Annotated in this window: 19 protein-coding genes; 6 read left to right on the plus strand and 13 right to left on the minus strand. The window is 61.1% G+C overall.

The features are described 5' to 3' along the window. Positions 1-11: 11 nt before the first annotated feature. The 5 genes from SR858_RS14200 to SR858_RS14220 all read right to left on the minus strand — a co-directional run bounded on the left by SR858_RS14200 (position 12) and on the right by SR858_RS14220 (position 2626). Positions 12-275, minus strand: a complete 264-nt coding sequence (locus tag SR858_RS14200; protein WP_322533640.1) for a GNAT family N-acetyltransferase — start codon at positions 273-275, stop codon at positions 12-14. After that, the gene (locus SR858_RS14205; RefSeq protein ID WP_322533641.1) at positions 200-772 is read right to left on the minus strand and encodes a hypothetical protein; all 573 of its coding nucleotides are present in this window, start codon (positions 770-772) and stop codon (positions 200-202) included. The genes SR858_RS14200 and SR858_RS14205 overlap by 76 nt, the downstream gene beginning before the upstream one ends. Continuing rightward, positions 769-1290: a DUF695 domain-containing protein gene (locus SR858_RS14210; protein ID WP_084669768.1), complete on the minus strand. Its 522-nt coding sequence runs from the start codon at positions 1288-1290 to the stop codon at positions 769-771. Before SR858_RS14210 ends, SR858_RS14205 begins: the two co-directional genes overlap by 4 nt. A 42-nt stretch (positions 1291-1332) precedes the next feature. Next, positions 1333-1737 (minus strand): hypothetical protein, encoded by a 405-nt coding sequence (locus tag SR858_RS14215; RefSeq protein ID WP_026636883.1) that lies wholly within the window; start codon positions 1735-1737, stop codon positions 1333-1335. Between the two features lie 70 nt (positions 1738-1807). After that, positions 1808-2626: an alpha/beta fold hydrolase gene (locus SR858_RS14220; RefSeq protein ID WP_019919659.1), complete on the minus strand. Its 819-nt coding sequence runs from the start codon at positions 2624-2626 to the stop codon at positions 1808-1810. A 129-nt stretch (positions 2627-2755) separates the two neighbouring features. Here SR858_RS14220 and SR858_RS14225 point away from each other — a divergent pair, with 129 nt between their 5' ends. Genes SR858_RS14225 through SR858_RS14245 form a run of 5 tightly spaced genes read left to right on the plus strand, consistent with a single transcriptional unit; the run spans position 2756 to position 6627 of the window. Further along, the gene (locus tag SR858_RS14225) at positions 2756-3340 is read left to right on the plus strand and encodes an RNA polymerase sigma factor (protein WP_019919660.1); all 585 of its coding nucleotides are present in this window, start codon (positions 2756-2758) and stop codon (positions 3338-3340) included. Further along, positions 3313-4071, plus strand: coding sequence for a zf-HC2 domain-containing protein (locus SR858_RS14230; protein WP_322533642.1), 759 nt, complete (start codon positions 3313-3315; stop codon positions 4069-4071). Before SR858_RS14225 ends, SR858_RS14230 begins: the two co-directional genes overlap by 28 nt. After that, positions 4068-5594, plus strand: a complete 1527-nt coding sequence (locus tag SR858_RS14235) for a S8 family peptidase (protein ID WP_322533643.1) — start codon at positions 4068-4070, stop codon at positions 5592-5594. Before SR858_RS14230 ends, SR858_RS14235 begins: the two co-directional genes overlap by 4 nt. Beyond that, a complete protein-coding gene (locus SR858_RS14240) occupies positions 5591-6286 on the plus strand; it encodes a TorF family putative porin (RefSeq protein ID WP_040377324.1) in 696 nt (231 codons plus the stop codon). The genes SR858_RS14235 and SR858_RS14240 overlap by 4 nt, the downstream gene beginning before the upstream one ends. 8 nt (positions 6287-6294) lie before the next feature. Then, positions 6295-6627: a hypothetical protein gene (locus SR858_RS14245; protein WP_019919664.1), complete on the plus strand. Its 333-nt coding sequence runs from the start codon at positions 6295-6297 to the stop codon at positions 6625-6627. 30 nt (positions 6628-6657) lie between these two features. On the opposite strand, the gene SR858_RS14250 is transcribed toward SR858_RS14245, so the two are convergent. From SR858_RS14250 to ppsA, 8 genes are all read right to left on the minus strand, one after another. Beyond that, complete coding sequence (locus SR858_RS14250; RefSeq protein WP_019919665.1) at positions 6658-6864, minus strand: hypothetical protein; 207 nt, start codon at positions 6862-6864, stop codon at positions 6658-6660. After that, positions 6851-7792 carry an ExbD/TolR family protein gene (locus tag SR858_RS14255; RefSeq protein ID WP_322533644.1) on the minus strand — a complete coding sequence of 314 codons (942 nt, stop codon included), beginning with the start codon at positions 7790-7792 and terminating at the stop codon, positions 6851-6853. Before SR858_RS14255 ends, SR858_RS14250 begins: the two co-directional genes overlap by 14 nt. Before the next feature lie 94 nt (positions 7793-7886). Next, entirely contained in the window at positions 7887-8480 is a 594-nt protein-coding gene (locus SR858_RS14260; RefSeq protein WP_019919667.1) for a hypothetical protein, read from the minus strand. Positions 8481-8498: 18 nt separating this feature from the next. Further along, positions 8499-8945: a TFIIB-type zinc ribbon-containing protein gene (locus tag SR858_RS14265; RefSeq protein ID WP_019919668.1), complete on the minus strand. Its 447-nt coding sequence runs from the start codon at positions 8943-8945 to the stop codon at positions 8499-8501. Between the two features lie 11 nt (positions 8946-8956). After that, positions 8957-9388 (minus strand): DUF4259 domain-containing protein, encoded by a 432-nt coding sequence (locus SR858_RS14270; RefSeq protein ID WP_019919669.1) that lies wholly within the window; start codon positions 9386-9388, stop codon positions 8957-8959. Between the two features lie 17 nt (positions 9389-9405). After that, a complete protein-coding gene (locus SR858_RS14275) occupies positions 9406-10356 on the minus strand; it encodes an SPFH domain-containing protein (RefSeq protein WP_019919670.1) in 951 nt (316 codons plus the stop codon). Positions 10357-10381: 25 nt separating this feature from the next. Then, positions 10382-10816 (minus strand): NfeD family protein, encoded by a 435-nt coding sequence (locus SR858_RS14280; protein ID WP_019919671.1) that lies wholly within the window; start codon positions 10814-10816, stop codon positions 10382-10384. Positions 10817-10973: 157 nt separating this feature from the next. Next, on the minus strand, positions 10974-13406 hold the full coding sequence (gene ppsA, locus SR858_RS14285; RefSeq protein ID WP_040377258.1) for a phosphoenolpyruvate synthase: 2433 nt from the start codon (positions 13404-13406) through the stop codon (positions 10974-10976). 167 nt (positions 13407-13573) lie between these two features. Between ppsA and ppsR the strand changes: the two genes are divergently transcribed. Then, positions 13574-14422, plus strand: coding sequence for a posphoenolpyruvate synthetase regulatory kinase/phosphorylase PpsR (ppsR, locus tag SR858_RS14290; protein WP_026636884.1), 849 nt, complete (start codon positions 13574-13576; stop codon positions 14420-14422). The last annotated feature ends 49 nt before the right edge of the window (positions 14423-14471 follow it).

A 14471-nucleotide genomic window follows, 5' to 3' on the forward strand; every position in this document is an offset into this window, starting at 1 on the left:
GGGAAATGACGTCACAAGACATCGCTGGAATTGACCATAACCCTCTTCGCCATACTGGTATATGAAAAAAGATGCCCATCTATCTCGAACATTTCAGGCACTTCGCCGGTCTTTGTGAAGCCCGACCGCTGGTAAAGGCGAATTGCAGGTTCGTTGACAGACAAGACTTGCAAGTCAATCCACTTCAGTGTGCCGCTCTTCAATGCCCATTTTTCCGCATATTCAATGAGGCGCTGTCCCAATCCGAATTTTCGAAAGCTGCGGTCAACTCCCATTCCAAGTAAGCAACGATGAGCTGCGAATCGGTCCGAATTTGCCGCAGGTCGATATGACCTAATAGCTTTCGACCATGAGTGAATGCTCCCCATAATCGACGCCAGCCTGGCTCTCCCAGCGGGATATCTAACGCATCCGGAAAAGCTTTCGCCCTTTCTGCCGAAAATACCGATTCAGCATAGGGCAAAGGCTGAAAGTAAACATTTTCGGGTTTTCCGTTGTCGGCCAGATGGTCATTTAAATACTCAAAAAAAACTTCAAATGCAGAAGATGTAATGGGTTCGATAGCTAAGTCAAGATGATTTATTTGAGTGGGCGTAGGAATCGAATTTGACGAAGAATTTTGCATAGTGTATGGAAAGGTCCGCTTGTGGCCGTTCTCGGCCGGTCGCGCGAGCATAGCATGTTGCTGCTGCGAAAGCATCTCTATCTGCCCCGACACGCCGTTGTTGCCGCAAAGGGTCCCTGTATCGTAACGGGTCGGAATATTGTTCAATCAAGTTGCAACCCATAATGCTTGATTGTCGCTTCGTTGGGAAACAAAAATTCTCGGTACGCGGACCAAGATGCATCATCCTTTAAATTCGTGTACGTCTTACATTCTGGGCATCGTTGACTATAGACATTTTTAACAACCTCCGCGATTCCCTTTACGTTGGACACATAAATGTAGTTCAGCTGTTCAAAGTCATGTGTAAAAGTGCCTGCATGGATGCTGGGAGTTTCCGCTGCGATGGCGGCAACCACGGCGCTCGATATCTGATTGAGCCGGTCTAAATCTCCAGCCTCCGGCAAACCCTTTCTTTGAGTAGATGTGTACGTTACGCCGGTGACTATGAGGTGCGAGAATCCTTCAACGGGCGCGGTTTTCCGCAGACTCATGTCAAGGCGAATGGAACCCGGTCCCGCGTCGTATGCACCGAGATAACTCCACCACTCGGCGCTTGCATTTGCCTGCGCGCTTGCGACGACATTGGTGAGAAGCAACGATATTCCAATCAGTATTTTTTTCATAAATTTCTTAATAATGCCTGGCTTGGTAGATTGACGGTCGAATTAATACTCGTGGACGCTGGCACTGCTCACTATCCATCGATTCCGTGCTTTGAGCAGCAGCACCGTTCCCGCCATTCCTTCTGGGCGATAGGATATTTCGGCTTTAGCGCCGTTGGAAGTCCGGCCAATCTCGAAGTTTACGGCGTCGGCTCCCGCTACGACGACTACCACAGGCCGGTTATAAAGCACCAGGTCTGGCTGGGTAACCGAGTAAGGTGCGGCGATGGTAATCTTGACCGGAAGGCGTCCAGGCATCTCTGGATGCAGATACTGCGCGACCTTCACGTGGGTCAGTACGGCACCGACGATTTGATGGATGTCTGTCGTCGTGAGCGGCGTCGGGGGAGGTGGCGGCAGACTTGAGACACCTGTCGAAGCCGCTAGCAACAAGGCCACTATTCTCATCGCGCCTCGCTCATGGATTGTTCCGGCCGTCCGGATGGCCTGCTTTCACAAATTATCAGCTTTTTAAAATTCATTTCAAAGGCGACTGCTGGTCGAGCACCTGCATGACGGCCGCGACGATGGCGGCCGCATCGCCCTGCTCCACTGTGACCACCGGCAGTGCGCCGAACGGCTTGCGCGCGGTGCGCACCTGAGTGGCGCTCACCTCCAGGCTGTCGAGTTCGGAAGCGCGGGCGCGCCAGTAAGTCGGCTTGCGCAATTGCGCCACCTGGGCCGCTGCCAATGATGGGCCAGTCTCGCCGTTGAAGGCAGCCGCAGGATAAGCGCAGCCTGGTCCGATGCTGCCCTGCTCGGCCGCCGCCAGGCATCCCAGCGCTGCTTGTAACTGAACGTCGCGTCCGGCCGGCAACGCATCCTCGTGCAGCGCATCGACCAGCACCAGCCCGGTGACGGCGCCGCGCGAGCGCCAGGCGTACTGCTGCGCCACCAGCGCGCCGAAGCCTACGCCAACGAGCACCAGCGGCGCCTCGATCCTGGCGTTCTTGAGCAGGAAACCGAGGTCGCGGCTGGCATTGCCGACCGAGGCGGCTCGGATAATGGGATCGCTCGCGCCCATGCCGGCACGGTCGTACACGCAGGCGCGGGTGCGGGCCGCTACCTGCGGCATTACCGCCGACCAGTCCCAGCCGGCGCGGCCGGCATCCGCTTCGAACAGCACGGTGGGCGAACCCTTGCCGAGGCAATACATATTGAGCTTGCGCCCACCGACATCGATGCGCACCTGGGCGCCGGCAAAGGCATCCTGACCGGCCGGCGGCGCGGCGTGGGCCGGCGCGGCGGCGAACAGGACGGAAGTGGCCATGACGGCCGGCAGCAGGATTTTTCTCATGTTGTCATCTTAATAGTTATGCCTGCCGGGAACAAGGACAGTGCTACCATCGGCCCGTAAAAATAATTTCCTGTTTTGTAGAACCATTTGTAGGCGGCAAGGTATCAACGGTAACAAGGAGGATCGCTGATGCAGCATCAACTGGGCCTGTCGACGGGCTCTCACAGTGACAACGACGAGAAGTGCTTGCTGGCCAGGGTGGCGGGCGGGGACCGTGCTGCGTTTGAAAAACTATATAAACTGTATTTCTCCCGGCTGACGCGGTTCGTGGGACGCATGACGCGCAGCAGCCCGCTGATCGAGGAAGTGATCAACGACACCATGCTGGTGGTGTGGCAAAAAGCTGCCACCTTCGATGGCACGTGCAAGCCCTCGACCTGGGTGTTTGCGATCGCCTACCGCAAGACCCTGAAAGGCCTGCGCGCCAGCGATGAACCATTGGAGTCCGACGCCACGCTGTACGAAGATGACAGCGGCCTGCAGCCCGAGCAGCATATGCACCGCCAGCAGTTGCAGCAAACCGTGGCGGACGCGCTCGACGCACTGCCGGCGGCGCAGCGCGCGGTCATGGTGCTGACGTATTATCACGAACTGGCCTACAGCGACATCGCCGACATCGTCGCCTGTCCGGTCAACACGGTCAAAACGCGCATGTTCAACGCGCGGCAGAAACTGAAGGAAGTGTTGTGGAACGAAAGAGAGAACAACCGATGAACGCGGGCGTCTTCAACATCGATGGATCGGGTCCGGAGCACCATGCGGTGCAAGAACTGTTGCCCTGGTATGCGGCAGACAAGCTGTCGTCCGACGAAAGCGGTCGCGTGGCGCGCCACCTGCAACACTGCATCGCCTGCCGGCGAGATCTGGCGCGCGAACGCGCGCTGCTGGCCGCCGCCAATGACGACGACGTACTGCCACCGGGGCTGGACATGGATGCCGCGCTGGCGCGCCTGATGCCGCAACTGGGCGCGCAGGATTGCGCCAGCGATACCGACGATGGCAGCCCACCTGCACCGCCAGTCGCCAGCCCTGCCGTCGTGCCGCTGCGTGCCGCGCAGCCGTGGTGGCGCCGCGCCGCCGCTAACGAGCCGTCGTGGCTGCGCTGGGCGGCCGCAGCCCAGTGCGTGGTGATCGTCGGCATGGCCGCGCTGCTGGCGCGCCCCGACGCGGCGGACACCGCCAGCCTGCCCGCGTATCACGCTTTGGGCAATGGCGCCGCGCCGTCCGGCGGCAACCTGGTCGTGATATTCGAGCCGGCGACCACCGAGCGCGAATTGCGCCGCATCCTGCAACGCCATGGCGCGCGCGTGGTGGATGGCCCGACCGTCACCGATGCCTACCTGCTGCGGGTAGCCGACACCGAGCGCCAGCGCGCGCTCGAGGCGCTGCGCCACGATCCGGCAGTGCGCCTGGCCGAAGCGCTGGACGAAAACGGTACGCCATGACTGCTCGCCGGTTCTTCGGCCCGGCCGCGCCGGCAGCGGTGTCCCGGCCGCCAACGACAAGTGTGCGCCGGCCGCGCCTCCTGGCAGCGCTGGCGTTGGCCGTCCGGCGAGCGACAACCAGCGCCCGTTGGCCCCACAGCTTTGCCGCACTGGCAGCAGCCACGCTGTTGCTGACCGCGACAGTCCTGACAGCGCCGGCGCACGCCTGGCGCAGCGTCGCACAGGACAGCGCCATCGGTGCACCGGGCGGCGACGATACGGAGGTGGTCCCCGCCGGCAGCGCCGACCACGCCGAAGCCGATAGTGCCGGCGATCCGAACCAGCGCCAGTTGCTGGTCATGCTGCGCCTGCCCGCCACCCACTATCGCCCCGACGCCACCTACGGCGGGCGCTACATGGACGACAACGGCAACGGCGCGCGCCGCCGCCGCGCCGAAGCGCTGGCGCGCCAGCACGGTCTGACGGTGGTTGAAGGCTGGGCCATGTCGCTGCTCGGCATCGACTGCTACGTGATGCAGTACGGCGACCATGCCGATCCGCACCTGCTGATCGAACAGCTGAGCCGCGATCCGCAGGTGGAGTGGGCGCAAAGCGTGGCCCGCTTCGACGGCATGGCGCAGGTACCCGATGCGGCCGCCGCCGATGCCGCCGACGCCCTGTACCAGGTGCAACCAGCCGCCCGCTACTGGCACGTGGCCGACCTGCACCGCCATGCCACCGGCCGCGAAGTGCGGGTAGCCGTGGTCGATAGCGGCATCGATGGCGAACACCCCGACCTGGCAGGCCAGCTCGCGGTCAACACCAATTTTGTCGATGCCGGTCCGCCGCCGCCAGAGCTGCACGGCACGGCGGTTGCCGGCATCATTGCCGCGCGCAGCGGCCACGGCGGCATTGTGGGCGTGGCGCCGCGCGCGAAGTTGATGGGACTGCGTGCCTGCTGGCAGACCAATCTCCAGCGCACCCGCTGCAACAGTTTTACGCTGTCCAAGGCGCTCAACTACGCCATTCTCAACAACGCCAAAATCATCAACCTGAGCCTGTCCGGCCCGCCCGACAAGCTGCTTGACCGTTTGCTCGACGTGGCGCTCGAACGCGGCATCAGCGTGGTGGGGGCGATCGATCCGCAAGACAGCGGACCGGCGTTTCCCGCCAGCCATCGCGGCGTGATGGCCGTCGCTGCGCAGCCGCGCCCCGGCGTGGCGCCGACCGTAATTGCCGCCACCAGGAGCGGCGCGGAGTCAGGCCTGCTGGCGCCCGGCAATGACATCCCGACCACCTCGCCCGGCGCGCGCTGGTCGTTCGTCAATGGCAGCTCGTACGCGGCGGCGCACGTTTCCGGCATGCTGGCCTTGCTCGAGGAGCTGCGGCCCGACGCCTCGCCCACACAATTGCGCACCATGTTGCAACCCGCCGACATGGTCAAGACTGCTAATATCGACGCATGCGCCACCATTTCACGCCTGATCCGTCAATGCAGTTGCACCTGCCCTGTTCCCGCCATCCCGCGCGCACCCGTGCCGTGACCTGGCGCAGACTGGCACTGTTACCTTTCATTGCGGTGCTGGCGCCGTGCGCTTCCGCCCAGCTCGACATTACCGGCAGCGTTGCCGTGCAATCGGAATACCGTTACCGCGGCCAGAATCCCGGCCAGGGCGGCGCCGTGCCGCAGGCCACCGTCAACATCGATACCGACCGGGGCTGGTACGGCGGCGCCTTTGCCAGCGCCATGACCATCGGCGATCTCGACGGCTACAAGCTGCAAGGCTACGCCGGCTACGCGCAGCGCCTGCGTGGGGGCGGCAGCTGGGAACTCGGCTGCAGCCGCATCACCTACACCCAGGCGCACGACAACGACTTCAGCGAATGCTACGGCGGCCTCAGTTTCGAGCGCGGCAGCACCCGGCTCTACTACTCGCCCAAGTACCTCGGCTACGACGCGCGCGTGCTGTACGGCGAGCTCAACGCCTTTTACCCGGTCCACCCGCGCTTCAACCTGGTGGGCCATATCGGCCTGCTGCGCAACCTCAGCGGTGGCTACTTCCCCGGCATTCCTGCCTCCTCGCGCTACGACGTCCGGATCGGCATCGGCATCCCGTTCGGCCGCTACACGCTGCAGGTGGCCCGCGAACACGTGCAGGACGACGGCCGCCGCTACACCATGTACCCGGTGCATCCGCCACGGCAGTGGAGCCTGGGCTTGAGTTATGCGTTCTAGGAGCGGCCATGGCCGGCGCTGACCCGCATCCGCATACGCCGGACGGACGCTACTTCGTGGTCAAGGGCAGGCTGTGGAGGCTGAGCAATCCCGACCTGGCGCCGGAACGCCGCGAGGCGCTGGTCAAGCAGCTGATGGCGGCGCGGCGCGAAGTCGGCGCCGCGCGCAAGACTGGCGACAAGCAGCGCGAACGCGCAGCGCGTGCGGCGGTGGATGAAGCCAAGCATGGACTTGGAGAACGGGGCCCCGTGTGGTGGACCGACGGTACGCCGGATTTGAACCGGCACATGGTCAAGAATACTCCCTATGCGCACTGGTACGCGGAACTTCCGCCCCCGTGAGCACGGCAACAATAACAGCACTTTAAAAAATTATTTACCTCGCGCTACATCCTCGCGCAACCGCTTTTCCTGGCGCGTCCGATACCAGAAGACACCGGCGCCAGCACAGAGAACCAGGCCGACCTGGGTAAACTCGTCGATCGGCAGCACCCCCTCCTTGCCCCAGGAACCGTAGCACATCAGCAGTCCCATGATGACCAGGGAAATAGCTTCCACCCACTTGTTAAGACGCTTCATTATCTCCACCATTTAATAAAGGCTTTCCGCCTACCGTTACACGTAAACGTTCACCGCTGAATCCGGCCCGGGTACTGCCGTAGATCGCCATGCCGATCGCCTCGTAATGCGCGGATTTGTCCGCCTCGATGGACACGACCGCATCCGGCCTGTCACGGACAATTTTTCCCAGCGCCTGCGCCACCTCTGCTGTGGACGCCATTTTCTGCCCGTCCAGCTCGACACGGGAATTATTGGAAATTTTCAGTACCAGTGTGTCGCTCATAGTGGCTACCTTGTCATAAAAATTGGAACCGCCGGGAATGTCACGCTCGGCTTGCTGCTTAATAAGCGAGCGAACAAACTTCTTTACTGCGCGATTGATCGTCACGAAATCGTTCCCCAGCGGCTTGGCAATATGGTACCGAATCTCCATGTCGAGATCGATTTTGGTCCATGCGACATAGTTCACGCTCCAGCTTCCAAGATCGTTCACTCCTACTAAATGACCATCTTCGTCTCGAAAGACGTATAGCGCCGATTCGGGCTTCAAGGTTTTTTCGTTCAGCATGTCACGGTAGATTTCAAAACCTTCCGACGTGCCATCTCGATAAAGACGGCCTGGCTTGGTGGTATCGATTTTACTTGCAGCGTTCGCAACCAGCCATTCGGTACGGCCTTGCCCGCGTCCAAGCATTATCTGGCCCCTTATCTCGTCCGCACGAGGAGCATCGCGCCAATTGCGTGTCGCCATGCCGGGATATTGGAATGAAAAATTCAGCATTGAAGGCACTGAAGTTTCCGACTTGAACGTTGATGGGCTCAGAAATCTTCGGGTAAGTGCACCGTCAACCAACTCAATTTCTTCGATGGTATTTGACGGCTCACTTTTCGAACAGGCCAACAATAGAAGGAGCAATATGCCGCAGCACCTGGATGCGAAGCTCATGATATTTACTTTGACAGATGAAATAAAAACCGCTCCGGCAGCATCGTCCAATGCTCCTTACGCCTATCGATTTTTGGTATCCAGATGGTCGGCACTATCCCGCTCCAGAATTTCCTGCGCAACGAAGACGCACTGCGTATTGAATTGCGAGCAGGAACGGCAAGGCGACCATCAGCACCCCGGGCAACAGTCCAGTCAACACACTGGTGAACCATTCGAGCGGATGGGTCTTTGACCAGTTGTTTGGCGGCGTCGACCACACCAGGTACGTCATCGCTGACGACACAATCGCCACGACGGCAAGTACCGTCCGGAAGTTGAACCAATGGCGGCGTATCAGCACCGCTGCCACGGGAACGCCGACCAGTGCAAGCAAAGGCAGGACAAACAGCAGCGACAGTACCATCATGTAAATGCCCCGACCAGGCACGAAGGTCCACCACCTGGTTTGCGCGAATACACCGTCCGCTGGCAAGCCGGTGAAGTCATGATAGGCATAGCCGAAGCTGACGACCAACAGCCCGGCGAGTGCCGCCAGGTACCCTGCCGCGTACGGCATAACGCCGATGCGGTCATATTCAGGACCGAGCAACCAGCGCCAGAGCCACCAGGGCAGCGCTACCGCGATACCGAAGAAGATCAGCCCGAATGGCAGTGTCGTCCAGTAGAAAAGCCAGTCAGTTGCCATGATGACCTTGGGAGATGTTTATTTCCAAAATTTAAACAACACGCCAGCAAGCTCACCAAGCAACCAGATCCCTTCCATCTTCTCGACCAGGTTGAGCGTTGACCGTTCACGCCGTATTTCCGTGCCGTCTGCCAGGCGGCCCAGGTTCACCGGCTGGGCGACCTGGGCCAGGTCCAGCAAGCGGGGCAACTTCCCGGCTTCGAGCCACAGGCCGCGGCATTCGGGACAGACGTCCATCGAGACACCCTTGAAGCGCAGCGTTTTCATCATCTTGCCGTCGCGGGGACAGGGCCGTACGTGCGCTGGCTGGTCCGGTTGCTTGTGCAGTTCCAGCGCCGCGTGGGCGCGCACTGCGGGCAGCACATTGCCCGCAACCGCCACGCCCAGGCATTGCGGGCAGCGATGCACTTCGTAGCCGCTGGAGGCGCTGGCCGCCAGCGGCGTATCGTCTGCCGGACAAAGCATGGCCACGCTCCTTACCCCAGGCGCGCCGCCAGGTCGTCCACCGCGGCGCGCCATTCGGCGTAATGCTCGCTCTCTTCCCACAACTGGCGCAGCTCCGACTGTCCGGACACGATGCGCGCCAGCGCCTGCTGCGCCTTGGCGGCGAGGTCGGTGCGCGGCTTGACCGCACCTTTCGCTTTTTCCTTGCGCGCATCCACCCATTCGTCGATCGCCGAGCTATCCTCGGTACGTGCGCCGCCCTTGCCTTGCAGCCGCGCCAGCACTTCGATCGCCGCCAGCGCTTCGGCTGCCAGCGGCGCTTCGAGTTCGCCGCCGGCGTCGGCGCCTGCCAATGCCGTATCGAGCGTGTTCTCGATGGCGTCCATATTGGTCGTCTCGTGCAGGTCTTCGGCCCAGTCCTGGGCGAAGTCATTGCCGAAAGCGTCTACCGCCCATGTACCCATGTCCTGCTCCTGCTAAATTATGGCCGCACCGGTTTGACCAGCGGCACGTCTTTTTGTGATTTGACGACCTGCATCGCGGTAGCGATCAAGCCACTGATGTCGCCCAGGTTGGCCGGCACGATGATGGAATTGTTGGTCTTGGCCAGCTTGCCGAACGCCTCCACGTACTGCTCGGCCACTTTCAGATTGACCGCGTCTTCGCCGCCCGGATCGCGGATCGCCGAACCCACCTGGCGCAGCGCATTGGCGTTGGCCTCGGCCAGCGCGACGATGGCTGCCGCCTCGCCCTCGGCGCGGTTGATGGCGGCCTGCTTGTCGCCTTCGGAGCGGGCGATCTGCGCTTCGCGTTCGCCGTTGGCGATGTTGATCTGCTCCTGCTTGCGCCCTTCCGAGGCGGCGATCAGCGCGCGCTTTTCGCGTTCGGCGGTGATCTGCGCCTGCATGGCGTGCAGGATTTCCGCCGGCGGCGTCAGGTCCTTGATCTCGTAGCGCAGCACTTTGACGCCCCAGTTGGCAGCCGATTCGTCGATGGCGTTGACGATGGTGGTGTTGATATGGTCACGTTCCTCGAAGGTCTTATCGAGCTCCATGCGGCCGATCACCGAGCGCAGCGTGGTTTGCGCCAGCTGCGTGATGGCGGCGATATAGTTGGACGAACCGTACGAGGCGCGCATGGCGTCGGTGACCTGGAAGTACAGGATGCCGTCCACCTGCAACTGCGTGTTGTCCTTGGTGATGCAGACCTGCGGCGGCACGTCGAGCGGAATCTCCTTCAGCACGTGCTTGTAGGCGATGCGATCGACAAACGGGATCACGATATTGAGGCCGGGGCCCAGCGTCGCGTGGTATTTGCCGAGCCGCTCCACCACCCACGCATGCTGCTGCGGCACCACGTTGATGGTCTTGAACACAAACACCAACGCCAGCACAAACAGCACCAGGGTCACATTGCCGAAACTGATATCCATCCAGGTCTCCTTCGTTTGAAATTGATTAGGCCGCGACAATCAGGCGGCTGCCGCGCACTTCGCGGATGATGTACTGTCCCGGCGCCGGGACCGAAGCACCCGTCGCAGTGCGGTCGAGCTCCACGTCCCACAGCGCACCGCGATACATCACGCGCGCCACGCCGTCCTGCCAGGCCGGCACGGTAACGGTCTGGCCGATGTCCAGGTTCACATTGGGATCGCGCTCGGCTTCCACCCGGGTGCCCATCCTGCCGTAGCGGCTGCGGCGCAAGCCGATGGTCGCGGCCACGCCGACGATGGCGGCCACCATGGTCTGGATCGGCAGCGCCAGCCCGATGGCGGCAGCGAGCGCGCCGAACACCAGGCCGATGGCGATCATCAGCAAATAGAACGTGCCGATGAACAGTTCAACGGTTACCGCAACGCCGGCGGCGATCAACCAGAAACTCCAGTCAGCCATGATGTCTCCTCCTCTCGTGAGCTATTTTCAAATACAAAGACCCCCGGAGCCCAATATGGGCCACGAGGGTCTTGGATGCAAGAACGTTTTTTGTGGAGTAAAAGGCTACTAAATTCATTAACTCCAGTCTAAACGATTTTTGTCTTGCGCCAACTTTTTATTTGGGTTGCAGGCTTGCCAGTTTCTGCCACGTATCGATCACCGAGTCCGGGTTCAGCGACATCGATTCGATGCCCTGCTCCATCAGCCACACCGCGAAGTCCGGGTGGTCGGAAGGACCCTGGCCGCAAATGCCGATGTACTTGCCTTTTTCGCGGCAGGCCTTGATGGCCAGCGACAGCAAGGCTTTGACGGCCGGATCGCGTTCGTCGAAGTCGGCAGCGAGCAGCGCCATGCCGGAATCGCGGTCCAGGCCCAGGGTCAGCTGGGTCAGGTCGTTGGAACCGATCGAGAAGCCGTCGAAGAACTCGAGGAACTGGTCGGCCAAAATCGCGTTCGATGGCACTTCGCACATCATGATCAGGCGCAGGTCGTTTTCGCCGCGTACCAGGCCGTTCTTGGCCAGCAGGTTCACGACTTTTTCAGCCTGGCCCAGGGTGCGCACGAACGGCACCATGATCTCGACGTTGGTCAGGCCCATGTCGTTACGCACGCGCTTCATGGCCAGGCATTCCATTTCGAAGGCGCCCGCGAAGTCTTCGGCCAGGTAGCGCGCAGCGCCACGGAAGCCCAGCATCGGGTTTTCTTCGTCCGGTTCGTAGCGCGAACCGCCGATCAGCTTCTTGTACTCGTTGGACTTGAAGTCCGACATGCGCACGATGACTTTTTTCGGCCAGAACGCGGCAGCGATGGTGGCGATGCCTTCGGCCAGCTTGTCGACGTAGAAGGCTTTCGGCGACGCGTGGCCGCGGGCGACCGACTCCACTGCCTTTTTCAGGTCGGCGTCGATGTTCGGGTATTCCAGGATCGCTTTCGGGTGCACACCAATATTGTTATTGATGATGAACTCGAGGCGGGCCAGGCCCACGCCGGCATTCGGCACGGACTGGAAATCGAACGCCAGTTGCGGGTTGCCGACGTTGAGCATGATCTTGGTTGGCAGTTTCGGCAGTTCGCCGCGCTGCACTTCCGAAATTTCGGTTTCCAGCAGGCCGTCGTAGATCTTGCCTTCGTCGCCTTCGGCGCACGACACGGTCACGAACGTGCCGTCCTTGAGCACTTCGGTCGCATCACCGCAACCGACAACTGCCGGCACGCCCAGTTCACGGGCGATGATCGCCGCGTGGCAGGTACGGCCGCCGCGGTTGGTGACGATGGCCGAGGCGCGCTTCATGACCGGTTCCCAGTTCGGGTCGGTCATGTCGGCCACCAGCACGTCGCCGGGCTGCACGCGTTCCATTTCCGACGGGTCGGTAATCACGCGCACCGGGCCGGCGCCGATCTTCTGGCCGATGGCGCGGCCGGACGTCAGCACGGTGCCGGTCGATTTCAGTTTGAAGCGCTGCTGCACGTCGGTCGCTTTCTGTTGCGATTTGACGGTTTCAGGACGCGCTTGCAGGATGTACAGTTTGCCGTCGCGGCCATCCTTGCCCCACTCGATGTCCATCGGACGGCCGTAGTGGTTTTCGATGATGACGGCGTACTTGGCCAGCTCCACCACTTCGGTGTCGTTGAGCGAGTAGCGGTTGCGCAGTTCCACCGGCACGTCCACGGTTTTCACCGAGCGGCCGGCCTTGGCTTCGTTGGTGAACTCCATCTTGATCAGCTTGGAGCCGATGTTGCGGCGGATGACAGGCGATTTGCCTTTTTCCAGCATTGGCTTGTGGACGTAGAATTCGTCCGGGTTGACGGCGCCCTGCACCACGGTCTCGCCCAGGCCATAGCTCGAGGTAACGAACACCACGTCCTTGAAGCCCGATTCGGTATCGATGGTAAACATCACACCGGCGGCGCCCAGGTCGGAACGGACCATGCGCTGCACGCCGGCCGACAACGCCACTTCGGCGTGGGTAAAGCCTTTATGCACGCGGTACGAGATGGCGCGGTCGTTGTACAGCGACGCGAACACGTGCTTCATTGCTTCGAGCACGTTGTCGATGCCGACCACGTTCAGGAACGACTCCTGTTGACCGGCGAACGAGGCGTCCGGCAAGTCTTCGGCGGTGGCCGACGAACGCACGGCAAACGACATTTCGGTGGTGGAGTCGGCAACCAGGCGCTCGTAGAAGGCCGTGATTTCGGCCTGCAGGCGTGGCTGGAACGGGGTTTCGACGATCCAGCCGCGAATCTCGGCGCCCGCTTGCGCCAGGGCGCGCACGTCGTCGATATTCAGGTCGGCCAAGCGGTTGGCAATGCGTTCGGCCAGCGGCTTGCCGCCGTCGACGCTGTGTTCGAGGAAGTCGCGGAATGCCTGCGCCGTGGTGGCAAAGCCACCAGGCACACGCACGCCGGCGCCAGCCAGCTGGCTGATCATTTCGCCCAGGGACGCGTTCTTGCCGCCGACCGATTCGACATCGGTCATGCGTAAATTTTCGAACGATGCGACGTAAACCGCTTCCCCTGCCTGCTCCTTCAATGCTGCGTTAGACATAAAAAACACCTTTTTGATGATAGAAATCTTTCAGCCGGGTGCAGACGTCTCCGTTTTGCTTGTTCTTGTTATTCTGGTCGTCGTGCACCACAATCATGCTATTGGCAACCATTCTACAGCCTGTAACGACAATTGACGATTCCTGAACACCACCGGCAGAAAAATACATGACACAAGAACAACGAACCTCCTTTCCCACCGCATCACGCACGGTGTTCTTCGTCTCCGACGGCACCGGCATCACGGCTGAAACCTTCGGTCACTCGGTGCTGACCCAGTTCGAACTGCGCTTCCGCCAGATCCGCCTGCCGTTCATCGATACGCTCGACAAGGCGCACGACGCCGCGCGCAAGATCAACGAGGCGTTCGTGACCGACGGTCAGCGCCCGATCATTTTTTCCACGCTGGTGCAGACCGAACTGTCGGACGTGATCCGCCGCTGCAAGGGCATGTACATGGACCTGTTCCAGACCTTCGTGGCGCCGCTGGAACAGGAATTGAACGTCAAATCGACGCACACCATCGGCCGGTCGCACAATATCGTCGATAGCGAAGAGTATAAAAACCGCATCGAGGCGATCAACTTCTCGCTGGCCCACGACGACGGCCAGTCGCACAAGAACCTCTCTTCGGCCGACATCATCCTGGTCGGCGTATCGCGCTCGGGCAAGACGCCAACGAGCTTGTACCTGGCCATGCAGTACGGGATCAAGGCGGCCAACTACCCGCTCATTCCCGACGACTTCGAGCGCGGCCGCCTGCCGTCGTCGCTGTACGAGTTCAAGTCGAAGATTTTCGGCCTGACGATCACGCCCGAGCGCTTGTCCGAGATCCGCAACGAGCGCCGCGCGGGCAGCAAGTACGCGTCGATCGAGAATTGCCGGTACGAGGTGAACGAGGCCGAAACCATGATGAAGCGCGAGGGGATACGCTGGCTGTCGTCCACCACCAAGTCGATCGAGGAAATTTCGACCACCATCCTGCAAGAAATCAAACCGGACCGCCGCGAATACTAGGAGCGCCGGAAAGCCGTCATAGCGGCGTTGCCGCTCCTTGCCGCATAGT

This window comes from Duganella zoogloeoides (genome assembly GCF_034479515.1).
Classification (GTDB): domain Bacteria; phylum Pseudomonadota; class Gammaproteobacteria; order Burkholderiales; family Burkholderiaceae_D; genus Rugamonas; species Rugamonas zoogloeoides.

Bases quoted from the DNA above. Each gene is read 5' to 3' on its own strand.
- SR858_RS14200 (WP_322533640.1), bottom strand. From the start codon at position 275: ATGGGAGTTGACCGCAGCTTTCGAAAATTCGGATTGGGACAGCGCCTC.
- SR858_RS14210 (WP_084669768.1), bottom strand. From the start codon at position 1,290: ATGAAAAAAATACTGATTGGAATATCGTTGCTTCTCACCAATGTCGTC.
- SR858_RS14215 (WP_026636883.1), bottom strand. From the start codon at position 1,737: ATGAGAATAGTGGCCTTGTTGCTAGCGGCTTCGACAGGTGTCTCAAGT.
- SR858_RS14220 (WP_019919659.1), bottom strand. From the start codon at position 2,626: ATGAGAAAAATCCTGCTGCCGGCCGTCATGGCCACTTCCGTCCTGTTC.
- SR858_RS14225 (WP_019919660.1), top strand. From the start codon at position 2,756: ATGCAGCATCAACTGGGCCTGTCGACGGGCTCTCACAGTGACAACGAC.
- SR858_RS14235 (WP_322533643.1), top strand. From the start codon at position 4,068: ATGACTGCTCGCCGGTTCTTCGGCCCGGCCGCGCCGGCAGCGGTGTCC.
- SR858_RS14245 (WP_019919664.1), top strand. From the start codon at position 6,295: ATGGCCGGCGCTGACCCGCATCCGCATACGCCGGACGGACGCTACTTC.
- SR858_RS14250 (WP_019919665.1), bottom strand. From the start codon at position 6,864: ATGAAGCGTCTTAACAAGTGGGTGGAAGCTATTTCCCTGGTCATCATG.
- SR858_RS14255 (WP_322533644.1), bottom strand. From the start codon at position 7,792: ATGAGCTTCGCATCCAGGTGCTGCGGCATATTGCTCCTTCTATTGTTG.
- SR858_RS14260 (WP_019919667.1), bottom strand. From the start codon at position 8,480: ATGGCAACTGACTGGCTTTTCTACTGGACGACACTGCCATTCGGGCTG.
- SR858_RS14265 (WP_019919668.1), bottom strand. From the start codon at position 8,945: ATGCTTTGTCCGGCAGACGATACGCCGCTGGCGGCCAGCGCCTCCAGC.
- SR858_RS14270 (WP_019919669.1), bottom strand. From the start codon at position 9,388: ATGGGTACATGGGCGGTAGACGCTTTCGGCAATGACTTCGCCCAGGAC.
- SR858_RS14275 (WP_019919670.1), bottom strand. From the start codon at position 10,356: ATGGATATCAGTTTCGGCAATGTGACCCTGGTGCTGTTTGTGCTGGCG.
- SR858_RS14280 (WP_019919671.1), bottom strand. From the start codon at position 10,816: ATGGCTGACTGGAGTTTCTGGTTGATCGCCGCCGGCGTTGCGGTAACC.
- ppsA (WP_040377258.1), bottom strand. From the start codon at position 13,406: ATGTCTAACGCAGCATTGAAGGAGCAGGCAGGGGAAGCGGTTTACGTC.
- ppsR (WP_026636884.1), top strand. From the start codon at position 13,574: ATGACACAAGAACAACGAACCTCCTTTCCCACCGCATCACGCACGGTG.